The 19,126-nt window shown below is 67.3% G+C and carries 13 protein-coding genes and 2 tRNA genes; 5 read left to right on the top strand and 10 right to left on the bottom strand.

What is annotated here, in order from left to right:
• Positions 1 to 68: 68 nt before the first annotated feature.
• The 3 genes from ACZ6DT_RS31160 to ACZ6DT_RS31150 form a co-directional block, all read right to left on the bottom strand.
• Positions 69 to 1,715, bottom strand: a complete 1,647-nt coding sequence (locus ACZ6DT_RS31160; RefSeq protein WP_465602056.1) for a tannase/feruloyl esterase family alpha/beta hydrolase — start codon at positions 1,713 to 1,715, stop codon at positions 69 to 71.
• 214 nt (positions 1,716 to 1,929) lie between these two features.
• Positions 1,930 to 3,840 (bottom strand): helix-turn-helix domain-containing protein, encoded by a 1,911-nt coding sequence (locus tag ACZ6DT_RS31155; protein ID WP_465602054.1) that lies wholly within the window; start codon positions 3,838 to 3,840, stop codon positions 1,930 to 1,932.
• An 88-nt stretch (positions 3,841 to 3,928) separates the two neighbouring features.
• A complete protein-coding gene (locus tag ACZ6DT_RS31150; RefSeq protein ID WP_465602052.1) occupies positions 3,929 to 4,840 on the bottom strand; it encodes a 3-hydroxyacyl-CoA dehydrogenase family protein in 912 nt (303 codons plus the stop codon).
• Positions 4,841 to 5,312: 472 nt separating this feature from the next.
• On the opposite strand from ACZ6DT_RS31150, the gene ACZ6DT_RS31145 reads away from it, so the two are divergent.
• The 3 genes from ACZ6DT_RS31145 to ACZ6DT_RS31135 all read left to right on the top strand — a co-directional run bounded on the left by ACZ6DT_RS31145 (position 5,313) and on the right by ACZ6DT_RS31135 (position 7,887).
• Positions 5,313 to 6,338 (top strand): esterase/lipase family protein, encoded by a 1,026-nt coding sequence (locus ACZ6DT_RS31145; protein WP_465602051.1) that lies wholly within the window; start codon positions 5,313 to 5,315, stop codon positions 6,336 to 6,338.
• Positions 6,339 to 6,442: 104 nt separating this feature from the next.
• Positions 6,443 to 7,210, top strand: coding sequence for a CoA transferase subunit A (locus ACZ6DT_RS31140; RefSeq protein ID WP_465602049.1), 768 nt, complete (start codon positions 6,443 to 6,445; stop codon positions 7,208 to 7,210).
• Positions 7,210 to 7,887, top strand: coding sequence for a 3-oxoacid CoA-transferase subunit B (locus ACZ6DT_RS31135; RefSeq protein WP_465602047.1), 678 nt, complete (start codon positions 7,210 to 7,212; stop codon positions 7,885 to 7,887). Before ACZ6DT_RS31140 ends, ACZ6DT_RS31135 begins: the two co-directional genes overlap by 1 nt.
• A gap of 412 nt (positions 7,888 to 8,299) precedes the next feature.
• Here ACZ6DT_RS31135 and ACZ6DT_RS31130 read toward each other — a convergent pair whose 3' ends face one another.
• On the bottom strand, positions 8,300 to 9,625 hold the full coding sequence (locus tag ACZ6DT_RS31130; RefSeq protein WP_465602046.1) for a hypothetical protein: 1,326 nt from the start codon (positions 9,623 to 9,625) through the stop codon (positions 8,300 to 8,302).
• Between the two features lie 814 nt (positions 9,626 to 10,439).
• Between ACZ6DT_RS31130 and ACZ6DT_RS31125 the strand changes: the two genes are divergently transcribed.
• Entirely contained in the window at positions 10,440 to 11,189 is a 750-nt protein-coding gene (locus tag ACZ6DT_RS31125) for a calcium-binding protein (protein ID WP_465602044.1), read from the top strand.
• 1,113 nt (positions 11,190 to 12,302) lie between these two features.
• Here ACZ6DT_RS31125 and ACZ6DT_RS31120 read toward each other — a convergent pair.
• The 3 genes from ACZ6DT_RS31120 to ACZ6DT_RS31110 all read right to left on the bottom strand — a co-directional run bounded on the left by ACZ6DT_RS31120 (position 12,303) and on the right by ACZ6DT_RS31110 (position 13,365).
• Positions 12,303 to 12,375 (bottom strand) — tRNA-Glu (locus ACZ6DT_RS31120).
• Between the two features lie 132 nt (positions 12,376 to 12,507).
• Positions 12,508 to 12,579 (bottom strand) — tRNA-Gln (locus tag ACZ6DT_RS31115).
• Between the two features lie 51 nt (positions 12,580 to 12,630).
• Complete coding sequence (locus ACZ6DT_RS31110) at positions 12,631 to 13,365, bottom strand: HAD family hydrolase (protein ID WP_465602083.1); 735 nt, start codon at positions 13,363 to 13,365, stop codon at positions 12,631 to 12,633.
• 556 nt (positions 13,366 to 13,921) lie between these two features.
• On the opposite strand from ACZ6DT_RS31110, the gene ACZ6DT_RS31105 reads away from it, so the two are divergent.
• Positions 13,922 to 15,160, top strand: coding sequence for an FAD-dependent oxidoreductase (locus ACZ6DT_RS31105; RefSeq protein WP_465602042.1), 1,239 nt, complete (start codon positions 13,922 to 13,924; stop codon positions 15,158 to 15,160).
• A 69-nt stretch (positions 15,161 to 15,229) separates the two neighbouring features.
• On the opposite strand, the gene ACZ6DT_RS31100 is transcribed toward ACZ6DT_RS31105, so the two are convergent.
• The 3 genes from ACZ6DT_RS31100 to ACZ6DT_RS31090 all read right to left on the bottom strand — a co-directional run bounded on the left by ACZ6DT_RS31100 (position 15,230) and on the right by ACZ6DT_RS31090 (position 18,980).
• Positions 15,230 to 16,000 carry a fumarylacetoacetate hydrolase family protein gene (locus ACZ6DT_RS31100; protein WP_465602040.1) on the bottom strand — a complete coding sequence of 257 codons (771 nt, stop codon included), beginning with the start codon at positions 15,998 to 16,000 and terminating at the stop codon, positions 15,230 to 15,232.
• A gap of 19 nt (positions 16,001 to 16,019) precedes the next feature.
• The gene (gene cimA / locus ACZ6DT_RS31095; protein ID WP_465602038.1) at positions 16,020 to 17,645 is read right to left on the bottom strand and encodes a citramalate synthase; all 1,626 of its coding nucleotides are present in this window, start codon (positions 17,643 to 17,645) and stop codon (positions 16,020 to 16,022) included.
• Positions 17,646 to 17,936: 291 nt separating this feature from the next.
• Positions 17,937 to 18,980 (bottom strand): 3-isopropylmalate dehydrogenase, encoded by a 1,044-nt coding sequence (locus ACZ6DT_RS31090; RefSeq protein ID WP_465602037.1) that lies wholly within the window; start codon positions 18,978 to 18,980, stop codon positions 17,937 to 17,939.
• Between the last annotated feature and the right edge of the window lie 146 nt (positions 18,981 to 19,126).

Here is a 19,126-nt window from a genome sequence, read left to right as displayed (position 1 = left end):
GGTAGCCCTCCCGGCCTTCGACCGGATGGGTGGGAAGGGTGTAATTCGCTGCTGCGGCTGAAGTGTCGTTAGTTCTGGCAGGTGAAGCTGCGGGCGTTGTCCGGGTCGCCGCCGGTGTAGCGGGGCCAGGTCGGGTACTGGCACAAGGGTCGGGTGCGCTGGCCTGCCGAGGCGTTGACGTCGGTGACCACCGGGTGGGTGGGTGCTTTCCCTTGTCCGGTCCAGGTTTCCAGGGCGGTGAGCGAGTCCCAGCCGGCGGCGAAGGCCGCGCCGACGTTGACGTGGTTGGCGCCGGGCACGACGTAGAACCTGGCGAACCGGTCGGTGGCCGGACGTCCGACGGTCCGCTGTACGCGTTCGAAGTATTCGGCGGTGGAACGCGAGCTGACCAGTTCGTCGGCGGCGCCGTGCAGCATCAGCAACTTGCCGCCTGCCCGCGCGAAGGGACGCAGATCGGGATCGTTGACGTCCTGCAGTTCCGACAGGTCGCTGATCCGCTGCTTCCACTTGCCGGGGGCACGCGGGTCGAGGGTGAGGGAGTCGAAGGAGGGGTCCCGGGTGACGAAGTACCGCGCCCACTGGTCCCAGAACTGAGGCCCGTATCCGGCTGTCGTCGGCATCGGGTGGGCCGGTGCCTGAGTTCCCATGCCGAGCAGTGGCGTGCTCATTTTGGCTCCGGACAGGAATGGGAATCCCGGGTAGCCGCGCTCCCCGCTGCCGAGGCGGTAGTTCCAGCGCAACGGCGAGGAGATCCGTACGACCGCGTTGATCTGGATGTCGGACAGGCAGGTGTCCGCGGTGTCCTTCCCGCCGGGACAGCGCAAGAGCCAAGGGTTGTAACGGCAACCGTCCGGATTGGACACGACGCCGTCGGTCAGCCCGTCACGGCGGTCGCAGGCGGCGATGACGCCGCGGTAGAGCAGGGCTTGCTCGGCAGGGTTGAGAAAGGCACCTGGCCGGGACAAGATCCGCGTCTCGTAGCCGAAGAACAGATCGAGGCTGGCGGCGTTCCACGCGGGATAGACCGCGATCACCCCGTCGAACGCGGTGGGCCAGCGTTGGGCGACGGCGAGCGCTTCCCGGCCGCCGGTGGAGCCTCCGGCGAAATAGCTGTGTTCCGGCGGCGTGCCCGCGTAACGCTCGCCGATGAGATGGACGGCCGTGTCCCTGGTCTTTTTCAGTGCGTCGCCGGCGAAATTCCGCACCGCTTCGTCATTGCGGCCGAACGATCCGTCGAGGCTGGTGCTCGGCGGAAACCCGGGCGTGGCCTGGTGCCCGGAGTCACTGGCGAAGACGGCGTAGCCACGCGCAAGAGGTACGGGTTGATCGGCGGGTCCGAAAGGGACGTTGCCGGCGACGTTGGGGATGGTGCCGTCGTAACCGCCTCCACCGAACATCAGCGCGTCACGATTCCACTGGGTGGGCAAGGCCAGCCGCATCTCGATCCGTGGGGCGGCCGGGTCCACGGGCCGGATCGCGGCATCGACCAGGCAGTGTTCCCCGATGGTCGCGGTGCCGGCGACCAGCCGGGTCGAGGTGACCTGCGCGCCGGAGGTGGGCAGACCGATCACGGCAGCGGGGATTTCGACACCCCCAAGGCCGGCGCAATGCCCGGACGCGGACTGCTGAGCGTGTGCCACGAGCGGCATGACGAGCGTGGCGAGCAACGGGGTCACCACCGCGGCTGTCCGGAAGACCTTCATGACGACCTCCATCGTTCGTACCTTGGCGCGGGCATCAGGCTAGGCAGCAACGACCACTCACCGCGATGTGCGCGCGGCACACTGGATCCGGTCACCGCCTGTTCAGGTGTGACACCCGCGGTGTGTTTCTGACCGACTGCCACCCACGCCTGCCCGTTGGTGACACCGCGAGTGCGACCTCCACGAGCCGTGCGCGTCGAGTCGAAGATCGCGGAGCGGACCTACCTCACGCCTCGCCGGAGCCGGCGCTGGTCGTAGTGCTCGTGGCGCCAGTGACCCTCAGCAGGCGCAAGGCGACTTGAATCTCCAGCAATTGATCCGCGTGACGCCAGGTTTCGCCGATGAGGTGGCTGATGCGGCTGAGCCGCTGGGACACGGTGTTGTGGTGCAAGTGCAGTGTCTGCGCGGTGTTGCGGGTGTTGTGGTTGGTGGCGCAGAAGACTTCGAGGGTGTGCAGGAGCTCGGTCCGGTTGACGCGGTCGTAGTCCAGGATCGGTCCGATCGTGGCGTTGATGAAACCGCCGAGGTCGGGGCGGCCGTTGAACAGGGTTCCGACGAAACCGAGGTCGCCGGCTTCGGCTGTGTCACCGTGGCGGCCGAGGGCCAGCAGGGCGCGCAGGCATCGGGCGGCTTCGTCGTGCGCGGCGATGATCGCGGTGGGGCGCGGCACCCGGGCAACGCCGGCGGTGACCCGGTGGCGAGAGGCCCGCGCCAGCTCGCGTGTGGCGGCGCCGGCGACCGCGCGGGGTTCGTCGCCGGGCGCCAGCAGGACGACGGCGTCGTGGTGGTGGGTGGCCAGGCCGCGGAAGCGGCGGGCCAGCGCGGCGATGGCGGGATAGATCCGCTCGCGAGCGGGGCCTTCCAAGTGAGCGACGACCATGACGTGACAGGTGTCGAGGTCGACGCCGAGGATCGCGGCACGGCGTCGCAGCAGGTCGTAGTCCTGCGTTTGCCGGGTGAGGAGTTCGCCGAGCAGTTCGCCGCGGACCCGCGCTTCGGCTTCGGCCATTCGCCGCCGGGTGACCAGGACCAGCGCGGCGACCAGCGCGGCCCGCTCCAGAATGCGCCGGTCGGTGTCGCTGACGGTCGACGGGCCGACGTGGACGATGGTGCCCAATGGCTCGGACTCGGTGATCATCGGCACGACGCACAGATGGCCCCGCACGAGGGTATGACCGGACCGACGCGCCTCGACACCGATTTCCGCCAGCTCCGCCAGCGGCGCGTCGCCGTCTTCGCCCGAGGTGGCGATCGCGACGCCGTGTTCGTCCACGACCACGACCTCACCGGGGACCGCGGCGGCGGTCGCTTGGACGACCTCGTCGACGCCCTTGCCCTGGATGACCAGTTTCGTCAGGCGCTCGTGGACCTCGGCGGTGCGTTCCAGGTCGTCGACGTGGGAACCGATGGTCGAGTTGGCGACACGCAGATCCTCGACCGCGGATTGGGCGGCGGTCAGCAGCCGGGAGTTCTGGATCGCGACGGCGGCGTGGTTGGCGAGCATGCTGAGCGCGTTGATGTCGCGGCTGCTGAACGTCCGTACCGCACGGTGCGCCGCGAGCAGGACACCGATCACTTCCTGTTTGAGCTTCACGGGGACACCGAGGAGAGATTCGATTCCCTCGGCGGCGACCGTCCGGTCGACGGGCTCGGTATGCGTGAGCGCGCTGTCCCGCCGGTAGGACGCCACACTGTAGGGCTCGCCCGTGCGGGCGACCATGCCGCCGAGTCCGCAGCCGGGAGCCAGGCGCAGACCGACCAGCAAACCGGAGACGTTCCCGGAGGCCGCTTTGATGAAGCAGTCGCCGCGGTCACTGTCGCTGAGACTGATGTAGGCCAGGTCGCATTCCAGCAGCCGTCGGGCCCGGTCGGCGATGGCTTGCAGGATCGAATCGAGGTCGCGGATCGACGCGAGATCGTTGGCCGTGTCGTTGAGCAGTTGCAGTTCGGCTTCGTTGCGGCGGTGCCGGATGAGGGTCTCGCGCAGCTGAAGCGCGATCGCGCGTTCCCGCTCGACCTCGGCGAGTTCGCCGGGGGCCAGGTTCGCCGCCCGCGCCCGCGTCACGGCAGTGTCGAAGGCACTGATGTCCGCGTCCTGCTGCAACAGCTGAAGCAGGGATTCACCTTTCGCCCGCATCGATCCTCCTGATGAGCGGCGGCACGTCCCGCCGCGCGTTCGACCACGCCTTGTGGACAGTGTGACCTTCGATGATCGAGGTGGCGAGTCAGTTCGCGGACAGTCCTCGGCGGATCCCGGCTTCCAGTCGCGCGGCCACCTCGTCGCCGCGTCCGTCCGGCCAGGCGAGCAGTCCGCTCCCGGTGGGGCGGCCCGTGCGGGCCTGCTCGAGGAGCTGGTCAAGGGTGGGGAACGAGTTCGTCCGGCTGGACAGGTCGTGTGCCAGGTTGGCCAGGATCGCGCGGGTGAGGTCCAGTCCGATGTAGTCGGCGTTCTCCATGGGGCCCACGGCGGCCCAGCGCAGCCCGAGGCTGGCGCGGACGACCGTGTCGATCGTCTCCGGCTCGCACACGCCCTCGTCGAGCAGGTAGAGGGCTTCTCTCACCAGGGCGAACTGCAGGCGGTTCCCGATGAACCCCGGTACGTCCCGGTGCAGCCGGACGGTGGTCTTGCCCAGCGACGTGATCAGGTCGTAGGCGTGTTTGACGACATCCGGGTCGGAGTCCGCGCCTGGCGCGATTTCCACCAGGGGGATCAGATAGGGAGGATTCCACCAGTGCACTCCGACCAGGCGCTGAGGGTGCGCCATCGCGTGGGCGACCTTGCTGATCGACAGCACCGACGTGTTCGTCCAGACCGGCGTGTCCGGCGCGATGTCGGATTCGAGGGCGGCCAGCACGTCATGCTTGACCGCCAAACGCTCCGACACCGCCTCCACGACGATCTCCGACTGCCGCGCGAGCTCCGGCAGCGAAGCGACCGGCACGATCAGATCCCGCACTGTGCCGGCCCGCTCGGGCGAGACCCCGATGCGCGACAGCGCCTGGCCGACACGGTCACTGAGACTCGCCAGGATGGCGGGGTCGATGTCGAAGACACCGACCTGGTGGCCGGCTTGAGCCAGGGCGACGGCGATACCGTGGCCCATGAGACCGCCGCCGATGATACCGAAACGGGTCACTGAACGACTTCCTTCAGAATGGGTTCGCGAACCTGACTGGCGCACGGCGTAAGAAGCCCGGTTACCGGAGCGTCACCGAGGTGACGTCGCTCTGTGCGGGGCGGTGACCTGTCGGTGATGGCTCGACCGTGAGCGGTGAGTGAGCACCACGTTATGGGTGCCGGACCACCGGACAAATATGCGGGCAACACACTTCTGGCTCCTCGGCAGTGTGCCTCTGTCACTCCTTGGATGAGAAATCAGCCGGTGACGGGGGTCTGGACCCGGGGTTACGCCATCGGTTTGTCCGCCCCCGGTGAGACAACGCGACGGGTGACACATCCGTGGCAACGCAAGAGTGTGACGTTTGCACATACCGCTACCGGGGTGCCTTGTCCCTACAGTATTGCCACCTCGAGCACCGACTCCCCACCGCCGGGGCCGCGAACATCTCTCCCGTCTCGCGCAGTGCTGTAACACCATGGAGGCAACGATGCCTGCGAATCCGCACCCTTCCCATTCGGCGCGAAATCTTCCGAGCCGTCGAACTCGGCTTTTCGCGGCGGGCTCCGCCGCCCTGGTCGCCGTGGCCGCCACCGCGCTCGCGCTGAGCACAGGTCCGGCCAGTGCCGAAACCGATGCCGCCGCCGCACACGACCCGGTGATCATGATTCCCGGGATGACCGGCACCACGGCCAACATGGACACGATGAAGTCGAATCTGCAGTCCAACGGGTGGCCGTCGAACATCTTGTTCACCTGGACCGACAGCAGCAGAATGACCCAGGACCTCGCCGTCGCCGCCCGCGAACTCGGCACCAAGGTCGACCAGGTGCGCTCCCAGACAGGGGCCGCCAAGGTCGTACTGGCGACCTGGTCGGCGTCCACGCTGGCGGCCCGGTACTACATCAAGAACCTCGGCGGCGGGGACAAGGTGTCGCAGTACATCGGATTCGCCGGCCCGCAGCACGGGACCACGAACAATGGTTGCCAGTTCTACGTCTCCTGCCAGCAGTTCGGCAGCGCGAATTCCCCGTTCCTGCGGGAACTGAACGCCGGGACCGAGGTGCCGTTCAACGACAAGGTCGCCTATATGACCGTGCGGTCGGTCAAGGACACCAACGCGGCCCCCTATGACACCGCCAAACTCGCCGGTGCCGACGAGAACCACCTGATGTCCGGGGCCGGGGCACCGGACCATTTCACCATCATCAAGAACAGCACCGCGCTCGCCGCGATGCGCTCGTTCATCACGACCCACGAGGGCCGCCCGACCGGAACTCCTGTCCCCACCACCGGGACGACACCGCCCACCAGCACCACTCCGACGACCACCCCCGGGGCCTGCTTCTCGGCGTCCAACTACGGGCACGTGCAGGCAGGCCGGGCACATGACCGGTTCGGTACTGCCCTGGCCAACGGCTCCGAGCAGAATCTCGGCCTGAACATCACCAGTGGAACGACCAAGCTGCGTGAGACCGGCCCGAACTTCTACATCCTCGACACGACCTGCGCGTAACGAGTCGCCGCAGCACCGTTCCACGGGCCGGGGTGCGAGGTACCCGCCATCGTCACCCCGGTCCGTGTCTTCACTTCGCACTGGTAGAGGAGTGGCCTTCCCTCATGAACAAAGTAGTGTCCAGCGCCGCACAGGCCGTGGCCGATGTCCACGACGGAGCGTCCTTGGCCGTCGGCGGCTTCGGGCTGTGCGGCATACCCCAGACGCTCATCCAGGCCGTACACGGCACGACAGCGTCCATGCTGAGCCTCGTGTCGAACAACTGCGGCACAGACGGACGGGGACTCGGCGTCCTCCTGGAATCCGGCCGAGTCGCACGGGTCGTCGCGTCCTATGTGGGCGAAAACAAGGAATTCGCCCGTCAGTACCTGGCAGGGGAACTCGAGGTCGAACTCATCCCCCAGGGCACGCTCGCCGAGCGGTTACGCGCCGGGGGCGCGGGCATTCCCGCGTTCTTCACCCCCGCGGGTGTGGGCACCCAGATCGCCGACGGCGGGCTGCCCTGGCGCTACGCCGAGGACGGCACGGTCGCGGTGGCGTCCCCGCCTCGCGAGACCCGCGTGTTCGATGGCCGCGACTATGTCCTCGAACGCGCCATCACCTGCGATTTCGCCCTGGTACACGCTTATCGCGGGGATCGGCACGGGAACCTGGTCTTCCGCCGGTCGGCGGCCAACTTCAACCCGCTGGCCGCGGCCGCCGGGCGCATCACCATCGCGGAAGTCGAAGAACTCGTCGAACCCGGTGACCTCGACCCCGACCGGATCCATGTACCGGGGATCCATGTCCAGCGCGTCGTCGCACTCACACCCGAACAAGCCGCGGACAAACCCATCGAACGCCGCACCACCAGTGAAAGGACCACCGACTGATGCCGTGGACACGCGACCAGATGGCCGCCCGCGCCGCCGCCGAACTCGCCGACGGCAGCTACGTCAACCTCGGCATCGGCCTGCCCACCCTCGTTCCCAACCATATTCCCGCAGACGTCCACGTCGTCCTGCACTCCGAGAACGGCATCCTCGGCACCGGCCCCTATCCCCGTGAATCGGAGGTCGACCCCGACCTCATCAACGCCGGGAAGGAAACGGTCACCACGCTCCCCGGAGCCAGTTTCTTCGACTCCGCGCAATCGTTCGCCATGATCCGCGGCGGCCACATCGACACCGCGATCCTCGGCGCCATGCAGATCTCCGGCCAGGGCGACCTCGCGAACTGGATGATCCCCGGAAAAATGATCAAAGGCATGGGCGGCGCGATGGACCTCGTCCACGGCGCACGCCACGTCGTCGCCCTCACCGAACACACCGCCCGCGACGGCAGCCCCAAAATCGTGGAGAAGTGCACCCTGCCGCTCACCGGCCGCCGGTGCATCAACCGCATCATCACCGATCTCGGTGTCCTCGACGTGACCGACGAGGGGCTCCAGCTGATCGAGACCGCACCCGACGTCACCGCCGACGACATCGTCGCCGCGACGGGCACATCCGTCCTCACCGCGGCCCCTCCTGCCCACGCGAAGAACATCGGGTCGGGAGCCCACCTATGACAGCTCGGTTGCGGATAGATGTCCACGCATTAGTCAGAATGAGGGCCAGACCGCCCGCGGTGTCAGGAACACTGGCCGGTCCGGCCCATGGGCGAGTCGACGTCCACCGCTCCGAGGACCGCGCCTCAGAGACCTACGAACCGCTTCGCGATCGGCTCATCCGGGGACCTCGAAACCGCCTTGATCTTCATCTCCGGGCATCAGATGCCGGTTGACGCCGCCGCACACCTTCAGTTCGCCGCGAGCCTGTCAGAAGAAGCTCTCACCGCGCTCCCGACTGCGATGGAGTCCGCCGGTGGCGCGCGAATCCTGAAAAGCGTTGACGGACAACGCGTTTACGTGCCGGCTGCCGGTTTGCCGACGGCGACATCCCCGGCGTTGCCGGTGATGTCGCCGCCGTTGAGTTCACTGGTCAGCAGGTGCAGACGCCGCCGTTGTTGACTCCGGCGACACCGTTGCCGCCCGCCAGGCCACTCGCGCCGGACGGCGTGGCGATGGTGTCCGCCCCGTCGTTGATGGTCCCGGAGTTCCCGAGACCGCCGGCACCCGCGGCACCACCGATGCCACCAGGACCACCGGGGCCACTGCAACCCGTGCCACCGTTACCGCCGACGGCACCGTTGCCGCCCTTGCCACCGGTGGCGGTGATGCTGTCGATACCGGTTCCACCCGTGAGAGTGCCGGAGTTCCCGATCCCACCGGCACCACCCGCACCGCCGACACCGCCGGCGCCGCCGGGCTGGACGGATGCGGAGCCGTTGCCGCCCTTGCCACCGACGCCACCGTTGCCGCCGAGCCCGCCATTGGACTTGAGTGTGTCGACACCGGCACCACCGTTGACGGTCCCGGAGTTCCCCACGCCACCGGCACCGCCGGCGCCGCCGACGCCCCCGGCACCGCCACCATGGCCGCAGCCCGCGACGCCACCGGCCGCGCCGGTACCACCGGCACCACCGTTCACGGTGACGTTGTCGAGCCCGGGATCGACGAGATCATCGTTATAGGCTCCCGAGTTCCCGACACCACCGGCCGCACCCGCGCCACCGATACCCCCGGCACCCGCACCACCGGCGACACCGCCGCCGTTGCCACCGAGGCCACCGAGACCGCCGTTGCCACCCCTGCCCGCGGTGAGGACGACGGTGTCACTGCCGACGCCGCCGGTGACGTTCCCGGCGTTACCGGCACCACCGATCCCGCCGACACCGCCACTACCTCCGGCACCACCGGCACCGCTGGCGAAGCCGGCCCCGCCCTGGCCGCCGTTCCCGCCATTGCCTCCCGCACCACCGAGGACGGTGACGCTGTCCGTGCCGTCACCGGCGTTGATGACCCCGGTCGTCCCCACACCGGAACCACCGACGATTCCCGCTCCGCCGTTGCCACCCGCGGTGCCCGCGGGCGTACCCGCGTTACCGGCCGCACCCGGAGGGCCGTTGGCGCCCAAGGACCCGGCGGTACCGGTCACCCTGATCGTGTCGTTGCCGGCAAGACCGTTCACAGTCCCGTTCACGGCACCGCCGGTGATGGTGATGATGTTGTTCCCCGTGGTGCCGTCCAGCACCTGACCGGCGGGAATCCCAGCGGTACAAGTGAAGTTGGCACCACTCTGGGTGCACCCCGGCGGGAGCGCCCACGCCTGTGAGGGAACCGCGAGGGCGAACCCCGCCGCGGTGCCCACACCGATCAGGACCCGGCCGACCTGGCCCGCCGTACTGATACGCGCTGTCGATCTCATGATCAACCTTCCAAGGGATATAAGGGATCCGGGACTGATGCCACGAACCTGCGAGGTGGCGTGGTGACCGAAAGACTGGGGTCACTGCCCGATGCCGTGTTCGAAGGGGACCGGACAAACCAACACCCTCGACATGACCGACCCTTCGCCCCTTCACCGGGGTTTGCAAGCGCAACCGTGGCTAGTCACCCATACGCCGTCAAACCCACGGATGCCAGCGATCGCGACCGGCGTCGACCGTCGGCCATATCCGCCGTGAGACGCCCTCTCACCCGCCGCATACAACACTTTCGCCGCACGTCAGGCTCGAAACCGAAGACAAACCGACGGAACTCGTTCGACCCTTCGCCAATCCGGCGCGACTGCCGACGTCCCGCGGTATCGCACATCCCCGGGAACCCCACCGGAAAATCCAGATGACCGAGGGCGGATGAGGTGAAGCCTCGATACCCTTGTTTCCCCAGGCATGCAAGAAATGACGTCGCGCCGAACTCCGTCGGCCGGCGACGGCCGTCATGCCGAACTCGGCCGAGCGTGGACGACACGGTCTCGTGTCGACTCCGGACGGTGCACGCGCATTCGAGGTACACCCGTATCGGTTTCCGCCACCGCCGGAGTAACTTGCCTCTTGTACCCCTAGACCTCGGTGACGTGACATATCCGTGAAGATCGCGGTTCAAGATCACGAACCGAGGTTTTTTGTGCGAACGAGGCGAACGTCGACAATTCGACCGCACAGCGGCGCACTTCTATTCCGCCGGCGCACCGCGCCTGTGCGAGTCCTCACTCAATTGTGTTTCGGGAAATGAAGAACATGAGATTTCAGCAGAATCCGGTCCGCCGGGCAATCGTCGCCATGCTGGCCGGAACCCTCGCGGCCCCGGCCCTGTGGGCGGCTACCCCGCTGACCGCCCACGCCGCCGTCAACTGCGTCGTCAGCCCAGGCGTGACCCAGACCAGTACGGTCGTGACCGGAACTCCCGGCAACGACACGATCGACTGCGGCGGCACGAACCCAGCCAAGACGATCAACGGCAACGGCGGAAACGACACCATCACCGGCTCGGACTTCGACGACACGGTCAACGGCGGTGACGGCAACGACACCATCACCGGCGGCACCGGGGCCGACACCCTCGCCGGCGGCCTGGACATCGACACCATCTCCGGCAGCGCGGGCAACGACACCCTCATCGGCGCCTCCAACGACGGCAGCCAGGACAGCCTCGACGGCGGCGACGGCATCGACACCTGCCAAGGACCCGCGCCCGACCCCGACATCCACGCCGGCTGCGAGAACACCAGCACACCACCCACCTCGGGCCCAGGCTCGAGCACCGGAAACGCCACCGAACTGTGCAACACGACCGGCGGCGTCCTGTCCCTCACCGTCAACCCAGTGGGATACGTCTGCGTCTTCAACCCCCTCAACCCAGCCAACCGCCGCGTCCAGGAAGCCGGCAACATCTGCACCGGAGCCAACGGAACCTTCGTCAACCTGCTCCCCGCGAGCTACGCCTGCCTCCTGCCCGCCGGGCCACAAGCCACCCACGACACCATCTGACGTAGGCAGCTCTCTCGGCCGGATCGGTTCTCACGCGGCTCCCGCATATTCGCGACAGCGTGGCAGGCCAGCTGCACGAGCCGCAGCGGGCTTCGCGGATGTTCGAGCACTTCGGACGGCTTACCCGGGCCTTCCGGCGCGGGAACCCAGCGCCGTGGTGGTTGCCCCGTTCCTCCCAGGAACACACCTCCGCGTAGAACGAGTCTCGGATGGCTTTGGTTTCGACTTCACCCGTCAGCAGCGCCGAGACCGAAGGACTCGTGTTCGCGGCATGCGGCAACACGCGCCGGCCCGCGTTCGCCAGGGCATCCACACCGAGTTGCCTGCTGCCCGCGAGATCGTCCTGGCCACCACGGCGGCGTAGCAAATCGGCGAACGTCTGAAGCTGGTCTTCGAGACCGGGGTAAGCCGTCACCACTAAGCCAACTCAGCAGCTCGGTGTACGCGTCGTCGAGTGCCGCGGATCCGCCGGATCCAAAGTGGACAAGGTCCCGCGGGCCGCGGCACGAATACCCCGTACCGACAGGTTGACGGTCGGGTCAGGGCTCCGGTCGACCAGATCATTCCCGACCGTCAGTCCCGCTCCGTACTGCCGCTGCACACACACCGAACGGACGTACGTCTTCCGCGGCGCGGTCTTCCTGGCAAGAACCGCCGGGCCGCCGCACGCCGTGCTTTCGGCAGCCCTCCGGCTCCGCGAGGATGAACTACTCGAAGCCGTATCAGCCTTCTGCGTCGACCGACCCTTCTGCCCAGCTCGGCGAAATATCGTCGAAGCCGACCTGGCCACAGTGGACGACCGCGCCGCCCAAGAGCGTCGAAAAAGCCTCCAACGGCAACTGGCTGAAGTGGTCCGGTGGCAGGACTCGGTTCCGCGGCAAGCACAAAGCTCGAAGACGACAAGACCACGGCTCTGGCGGCGATCGCCCGCCTCGACACGGAAGACAAGAAGCAGCCACCGAAGGCCACGTCGTCAGACCTGAACTCCGCATCTCCAGTTCAACTACCGAAACAGCTGTAACCGCAGAAAGGATCAGCCACGCCGATGACTTCCCCCGAAACGCAAAAAGTCCCGACCGATTCGGTCGGGACTTCTTGGATGGAAGCTGTACGTACCCCCGATGGGATTCGAACCCACGCTACCGGCGTGAGAGGCCGGCGTCCTAGGCCGCTAGACGACGGGGGCTAGGATCTTCCTCCTCTGAGAGGAGGTTTTCAGTTGTTCACCTGCTGTGTTGCTGCGGAGAAACTTACCAGACCGGGTTTCCCTCCTTCGCAGGGGGGTCACTCTGTGTTTCACTCCGAAGAGTTTCTCCAGCTGGGGTACCAGGACTCGAACCTAGACTAACTGGACCAGAACCAGTCGTGCTGCCAATTACACCATACCCCAGTGAGGTACCGTGCCGATCTTGACCGGCTCGGTGCCGCACGAGAAAGAATACTAGAGCACGCTGTTCCGCACCGTGAAAGCGGGGGTCTCCGTGGCGCGCTGAGCCGGGACGCCGAGCTTCGCGAACTCGGAAACCAGCAGCTCAGGCAGCTCGTCGAGGCCGGAGATGGTGTGCACGCCCGCCGGGGCACGCTCGGCGATGCCGTCCCGATCGAGCCAGACGGCGCCCAGCCCGGCGTCACGTGCGCCGATGGCGTCGGTGTCGAGCTTGTCGCCGACGTGGACGGCCTGCGCCGGGTCGCAGCCGAGGCCGAGGCAGACCGAGTGGAACATCGCCGGGTCCGGTTTGGCTACTCCGAGTTCACCGGCGATGGCCACGTGGTCGAAGAACCGGGCGAGTCCGAGGTCGGCGATCTTCTTGCGCTGATGCGTGCCCGAGGCGTTCGTGACGGCCGCGACGAGGACGCCGGCGGCACGAAGCCATTCCAGACATGGGAGGACATCTTCAAACAATTGCCACGAACGGGTGAGAATTTCACGACGGCGTCTTTCGAAGCCGTTGACCTGGTCTTCGTCGGCCAGAATGCCGATCTCGGCGAGAAAACATTCAGTACGCTTGTGATGCATGGTCGCGTAATCGATTTGGCCCGCGACCACCAGCGCGACGTGCTCTTCGGTGATGAGATCCCACAGTGGCCAGAGATCGTTCTGGCCGGTGAGCGCGCGCAGACTGAGGCGGATCGCCGCCGTGCAGTCGATCAGCGTGTCATCGATGTCGAGGCACACCAACCGCAGCTCCGGGGGCTCCCACGGGGCTCCTTCCGGAACGTCCGGCGTGGTTCGTGACGGGGTCCGGGGCACGAGAGCGAAATCCACCAAGTGAGGCTAGGGCACCCAGCGCGATCGCGACTCTGCCGATGAGGTGATTAAGGCTGCTCTGTTCCGGCGCGGGCACTCTACTCCCAGTTGGTGAGATGACGTTTTTTAGTTACCGGACAACGAGTAGCACGGCCGGCCGGGTGAATTGCCGATGCCCGCCCTCCCATCCGATCCACGGCGCGCACACCGCGTGACGACGACGAAATCCTTACGCGGCTTGAGACACGGACCGTCCACAAGGGTATTTCCACGATCGCTGTCCTTCCGGGACTGTCACACGGCCCCCATAGGTCCTTTTTGGACAATCCCTGTCCACCGCCGGGAAGCTCATGCGGACCGGTGAGACCCAGGACATGGCCCGAACAGGGCATCCGCCCGGACGGCGCTTGACGCGCATGCCGGACAGGTGCATGCTGAGCTTATTCAACAAGTGATGAATAAGGGTTTCGAAGGGGTGGGACGGATGAGCGAACGCACGAACTGCGTGGTCGTCGGCGGTGGCCCCGCGGGCATGGTCGCCGGATTGCTGCTGGCCAGGGCCGGGGTCGAGGTCACCGTGTTGGAGAAGCACAAGGACTTCCTGAGGGACTTCCGCGGCGACACCGTGCACCCGTCGACGTTGACGTTGCTCGACGAACTGGGCCTCGGGGAGAAATTCCTCAGCCTGCCGCACAGCGAGATCTCCTACGCCGGTTTCCCCACCGACGACGGCACGATGATGCGCCTGGCCGATCTGACCCGGCTGAAGGTGGCGCATCCGTTCATCGCGATGGTCCCGCAGTGGGACTTCCTGGACCTGCTCGCCGACGCCGGCGCGAAGGAGCCCACGTTCACGTTGCGGCAGAGCACCGAGATGACCGGGCTGATCCTGGAACGGGGCCGGGTGAGCGGGGTCCGCTATCGCGACGCCGACGGGAAAACCGGCGAACTGCGCGCCGACCTGGTGATCGCCGCCGACGGCCGCTGGTCGCAGGCCCGGCGGGAGGCCGGGTTGATGACGAAGGATTACCCCATCCCGTTCGACGCGTGGTGGTTCCGGATCTCGCGACGGGACGGCGAACTCGAGGGCGTACTGACGCCGAAGATGCGGGACCGCCGCTTCGCCGTGCCGCTGCCGCGCAAGGGCTACTTCCAGATCGCCTACCTCAGCCCCAAGGGCGGGGACCTCCGCGAGAAAGGCATCGAGGCGTTCCGGGAGAACGTGGCCGCGATCCTTCCCGAGCTGGCCGACCGCGTGGACGAGCTGAAGACGACCGACGACGTCAAGTTCCTCGACGTCAAGATGAACCTGCTGCGGAAGTGGCATCTCGACGGGCTGCTGTGCATCGGTGACGCGGCGCACGCAATGTCACCGGTCGGCGGGGTCGGCGTCAACCTCGCGGTGCAGGACGCGGTCGCGGCCGCCACCCTGCTCGCCGAACCGCTGCGCCGGGGCAGGCCGTCGGTGGCGGACCTGGCGAAGGTCCGCAGGCGCCGTCTCGCGCCCACGATGCTGGTGCAGGGGCTGCAACGGATGTTGCACAAGAACGTCATGGGGCCGGTCATGGCGGGCAGGCGCAACGGCCCGCCCGCGATGATGGTGAAGCTGTTCAGCCGGTTTCCCGTGCTGTCCTACGTCCCCGCACGGCTGCTGGGCCTGGGCCTGCGGCCCGAGCACGCCCCCGCCTTCGCGCGGCGGGCGATGGAGCCGGCCGGTGGCTAGGTCCCCAGTGCTATGAACGGTCCGTTACTTGCAAATTTTGCAAGTAACGGACCGTTCATAGCACTCGGGTCAGACTTCCTGCACCGGGTTGGTCAGCGTGCCGATGCCTTCGATGGTGATCGAGACCGACTGGCCGTCCTCGATCGGGCCGACGCCCTCGGGCGTGCCGGTCAGGATGACGTCGCCGGGCAGCAGGGTCATCACGCCGGACACGAACTCGACCAGCTCGGGGATCTTGTGCACCAGGTCCGACGTCCGGCCGTCCTGCTTGAGCACACCGTCCACCTCGGACTTGAGCGCGAGGTCGGCCGCGTCGAGCGAGGTCTCGATCCACGGGCCCAGCGGGCAGAAGGTGTCGAACCCCTTCGCCCTGCCCCACTGGCCGTCGGACTTCTGCAGGTCACGGGCGCTGACGTCGTTCGCCACGGTGTAGCCGAGGATCGCGCTCGCCGCGCGGGCGGCGGGCACGTTCTTGACCGGCTGGCCGATGACGATCGCCAGTTCGCCCTCGAAGTCGACGCGGCCGACGCCGCGCGGACGGCGGATGGGCGCGTTGGGGCCGATCACCGTGGTCGACGGCTTGATGAACAGCATCGGGTCCCGCGGGACCTCGTTGCCGAACTCGGCCGCGTGCTCGGCGTAGTTCCGGCCGACCGCGATCACCTTCGACGGCAGGATCGGCGCGAGCAGCCGGACGTCGGCGAGCGGCCAGCGCTTGCCGGTGAAGTTGGGGTTGCCGAAGGGGTGCTCGGCGATTTCCAGTACCTGGGCGTCGTCGCCGTCCCCTTCGATCGAAGCGAACGCGACACCACCGGGATGAACAATTCGGGCTAGACGCACTCCCCCACTGTACGACTCCTCAGCCACGACCTTCGGAGAGGGACTTGTGCACGAGCGCGTCGCACAGCGCGAGCCAGCTCGCTTCGACGATGTTGCCGTGCACGCCGACGGTGGTCCATTCCCGTTCGCCGTCGCTGGTCTCGACGAGCACGCGGGTGACGGCGTCGGTGCCCGGGTGGCCGGGCAGGATCCGCACCTTGTAGTCGGCCAGCTCGACACTGTCCAACCAGGACAGATACGGGCTGAGCGCCTCGCGCAGGGCGGCGTCGAGCGCGTGCACGGGGCCGTTGCCCTCGGCGGTCGCGATCACGCGCTGCCCGGCGACGTGCACCTTCACCGTCGCTTCGGAGACGACCTCTCCGTCGGACCGGTGATCCAGCACGACCCGGTACGACTCGAGCTCGAACGGCGGTTCGTCGAGGACGTCGCTCTGCGGGCCGTCGACCTCCCGCCGCAGCAGGAGTTCCAGTGAAGCGTCCGCGGCTTCGAAGGACCAGCCTTCGGATTCCAGCCGCTTCACCTTGCGTATGGCGCTCGTCAGCGCCTCGGGCTGGCCGGCAAGGTCGACCCCGAGCTCACGTCCCTTGAGCTCCAGGCTGGCCCTGCCGGCCATCTCGGTGACCAGTACCCGCATGTCATTGCCGACAGAAGCTGGATCGATGTGGTTGTACAGCAACGGATCCACCTTGATCGCGCTCGCGTGCAGTCCCGCCTTGTGGGCGAAGGCCGACGCCCCTACGTACGCCTGGTGGGTGTAGGGGGCGATGTTCGCGATCTCGGCAAGAGCATGGGAGACCCGGGTGAGCTCGGCGGCGCCTCCGGTCGGGAGCACCTCCATTCCGAGCTTGGTCACCAGATTTCCCGTCACGGCGAACAGATCGGCGTTACCCGCCCGTTCGCCGTAACCATTGGCGGTGCACTGGACGTGCGTCACGCCGGCCTGCACGGCGGCGACGGAATTCGCCACCGCGCAGGAAGTGTCGTCCTGGCAGTGGATTCCGAGCCGGAATCCGGTCCTTTCCTTGACCTCGCGGACGGTTTCCGCGAGGCCGAGCGGCAGGCGGCCGCCGTTGGTATCACACAGCACGGCGACGTCGGCGCCCGCGTTCACACCCGCGTCGAGCACCTTCAACGCGGTGTCCGGGGAGAACGCGTAGCCGTCGAAAAAGTGTTCCGCGTCAAGGAAGACGCGACGTCCTTCGCCGACGAGGAACGCGACGGTGTCCCGCACCATCTCGCACGCTTCGCCGACGTCGACCCGCAGCGCCCGCTCGATGTGGCGTAAGTCCGATTTGGCCACCAGTGTGATCACCGGCGCCTGGGAGTCGAGCAGGGCGCGAACCTGCGTGTCCTGATTCGCTTTCGTGCCCGCCTTCCGGGTCGCGCCGAAGGCCACGAGCGCGGCGTGGCGGAGTTTGAGTTCGCCGGAAGCGGCCCGAGCGAAGAATTCCGTGTCCTTGGGCAAGGCGCCCGGCCATCCGCCTTCGATGAACCCGACCCCGAGATCGTCGAGCAGCCTCGCCACCGCCAGTTTGTCCGTGACGGAGTAGGAGATCCCCTCGCGCTGCGCACCGTCGCGCAACGTCGTGTCGTAGAGGTGGAATGCGTCGCCGAGCGGTGTGCCGGCGGGCTCCGTGCGAGTCACGGGGGAACTCCTCATGGTGGTGGCAAAACGTGTTCAGGCAACAAAAAAACCTCCCGCATGGGTGCGAGAGGTTGCGCGCCGGGGGCTCTTGTGGAGCTGTTATCCGGCGCGCTCGGCGATAATGATGGTGCAGGAGGTCACGGACGCATCATGGCACACGGCCCGCCTAGGGTCCACAAGCCGGGCGCAATTTCCCATTCGCTGAGACGCCACAGTGATCCCCGAATGCAAGGAACGGTCCTTTCCTGGCGAAATTCGCAAGGAAAGGACCGTTCATGGCGCGCGTGGGAACTAGTGAGTGACCGGGCGCACGTTCGACGACACCAGGGCCGCCAGCCGGTCACCGATCGCGTGCGTCGCGCCGGGCGACGCCTGGTCGCGGGTCGCGAGGTCGAAGGCCACCGAGGCCTCGATCCGCCGCGCCGCTTCCTTCTGTCCCAAGTGGTCCAGCAGCAGCGCGACCGAAAGCACCGCGGCGGTCGGGTCGGCGAGACCTTGGCCCGCGATGTCCGGCGCGCTGCCGTGCACCGGCTCGAACATGCTCGGGTTCCGCCGGGTGATGTCGAGGTTCCCGCTCGCCGCCAGCCCGATGCCGCCGGTCACGGCCGCCGCGAGGTCGGTGATGATGTCGCCGAACAGGTTGTCGGTCACCACGACGTCGAAGCGGGACGGGTCGGTCACCAGGTGGATGGTCGCGGCGTCCACATGGGAGTACGCGACGGTCACCTCCGGGTGCTCCAACGAGACCTCTTCGACGATCCGCGACCACAGCGAGCCCGCGTACTCCAGCACGTTCGTCTTGTGCAGGAGCGTCAGATGCTTGCGGGGCCGCGCCTCGGCACGGTTGAACGCGTCGGTCACCACGCGCCGGACGCCGAACGCGGTGTTGACGCTGACCTCCGTCGCGATCTCGTGGTCGGTGTCCTTGCGCAGCAAACCACCGTTGCCCGCGTACGGGCCTTCGGTGCCTTCACGCACGACGACCATGTCGATCTCACCCGAGTCGGCGAGCGGGCCGCGCACCCCCGGGTACAACCGCGCGGGGCGGAGGTTCACATGGTGGTCGAGCTCGAACCGGAGCCGCAGCAACAGCCCACGCTCCAGAATGCCGCTCGGCACCGTCGGGTCGCCCACCGCGCCCAGCAGGATCGCGTCGTGCTGACGGAGTTCACCGAGTACCGACTCCGGGAGCAGCTCACCGGTGGAGTGCCACCGGGCGGCGCCGAGGTCGTAGTTCGTGATCTCCGCCGTAGGTACGACCTCACCGAGCACCTTGAGCGCCTCGGCGACCACTTCGGGCCCGATCCCGTCTCCTGGGATCACCGCGAGCCGCATCCACACACCTCCGTAGACCAGGCCACCGGCAGTCCGGATGGCCCATCCGCAAGAAAACGCCAGCAGCGGAAGGTTACCGGCCGTAGCCCGGTAGCCGTAGCCGCACCACCCTTATGCCGGAATCTCCCACAGAGCGAGACAGCCGA

The organism is Amycolatopsis sp. NPDC041971 (assembly GCF_055588925.1).
The sequence above is the reverse complement of the archived record's forward strand: the minus strand, read 5'-3'. Positions and strand labels throughout refer to the sequence as shown.

Excerpts from the sequence above, each read along its gene's own strand:
- ACZ6DT_RS31160 (WP_465602056.1), bottom strand. The coding sequence starts at position 1,715 with ATGGAGGTCGTCATGAAGGTCTTCCGGACAGCCGCGGTGGTGACCCCG.
- ACZ6DT_RS31155 (WP_465602054.1), bottom strand. The coding sequence starts at position 3,840 with ATGCGGGCGAAAGGTGAATCCCTGCTTCAGCTGTTGCAGCAGGACGCG.
- ACZ6DT_RS31145 (WP_465602051.1), top strand. The coding sequence starts at position 5,313 with ATGCCTGCGAATCCGCACCCTTCCCATTCGGCGCGAAATCTTCCGAGC.
- ACZ6DT_RS31140 (WP_465602049.1), top strand. The coding sequence starts at position 6,443 with ATGAACAAAGTAGTGTCCAGCGCCGCACAGGCCGTGGCCGATGTCCAC.
- ACZ6DT_RS31135 (WP_465602047.1), top strand. The coding sequence starts at position 7,210 with ATGCCGTGGACACGCGACCAGATGGCCGCCCGCGCCGCCGCCGAACTC.
- ACZ6DT_RS31130 (WP_465602046.1), bottom strand. The coding sequence starts at position 9,625 with ATGAGATCGACAGCGCGTATCAGTACGGCGGGCCAGGTCGGCCGGGTC.
- ACZ6DT_RS31125 (WP_465602044.1), top strand. The coding sequence starts at position 10,440 with ATGAGATTTCAGCAGAATCCGGTCCGCCGGGCAATCGTCGCCATGCTG.
- ACZ6DT_RS31105 (WP_465602042.1), top strand. The coding sequence starts at position 13,922 with ATGAGCGAACGCACGAACTGCGTGGTCGTCGGCGGTGGCCCCGCGGGC.
- ACZ6DT_RS31090 (WP_465602037.1), bottom strand. The coding sequence starts at position 18,980 with ATGCGGCTCGCGGTGATCCCAGGAGACGGGATCGGGCCCGAAGTGGTC.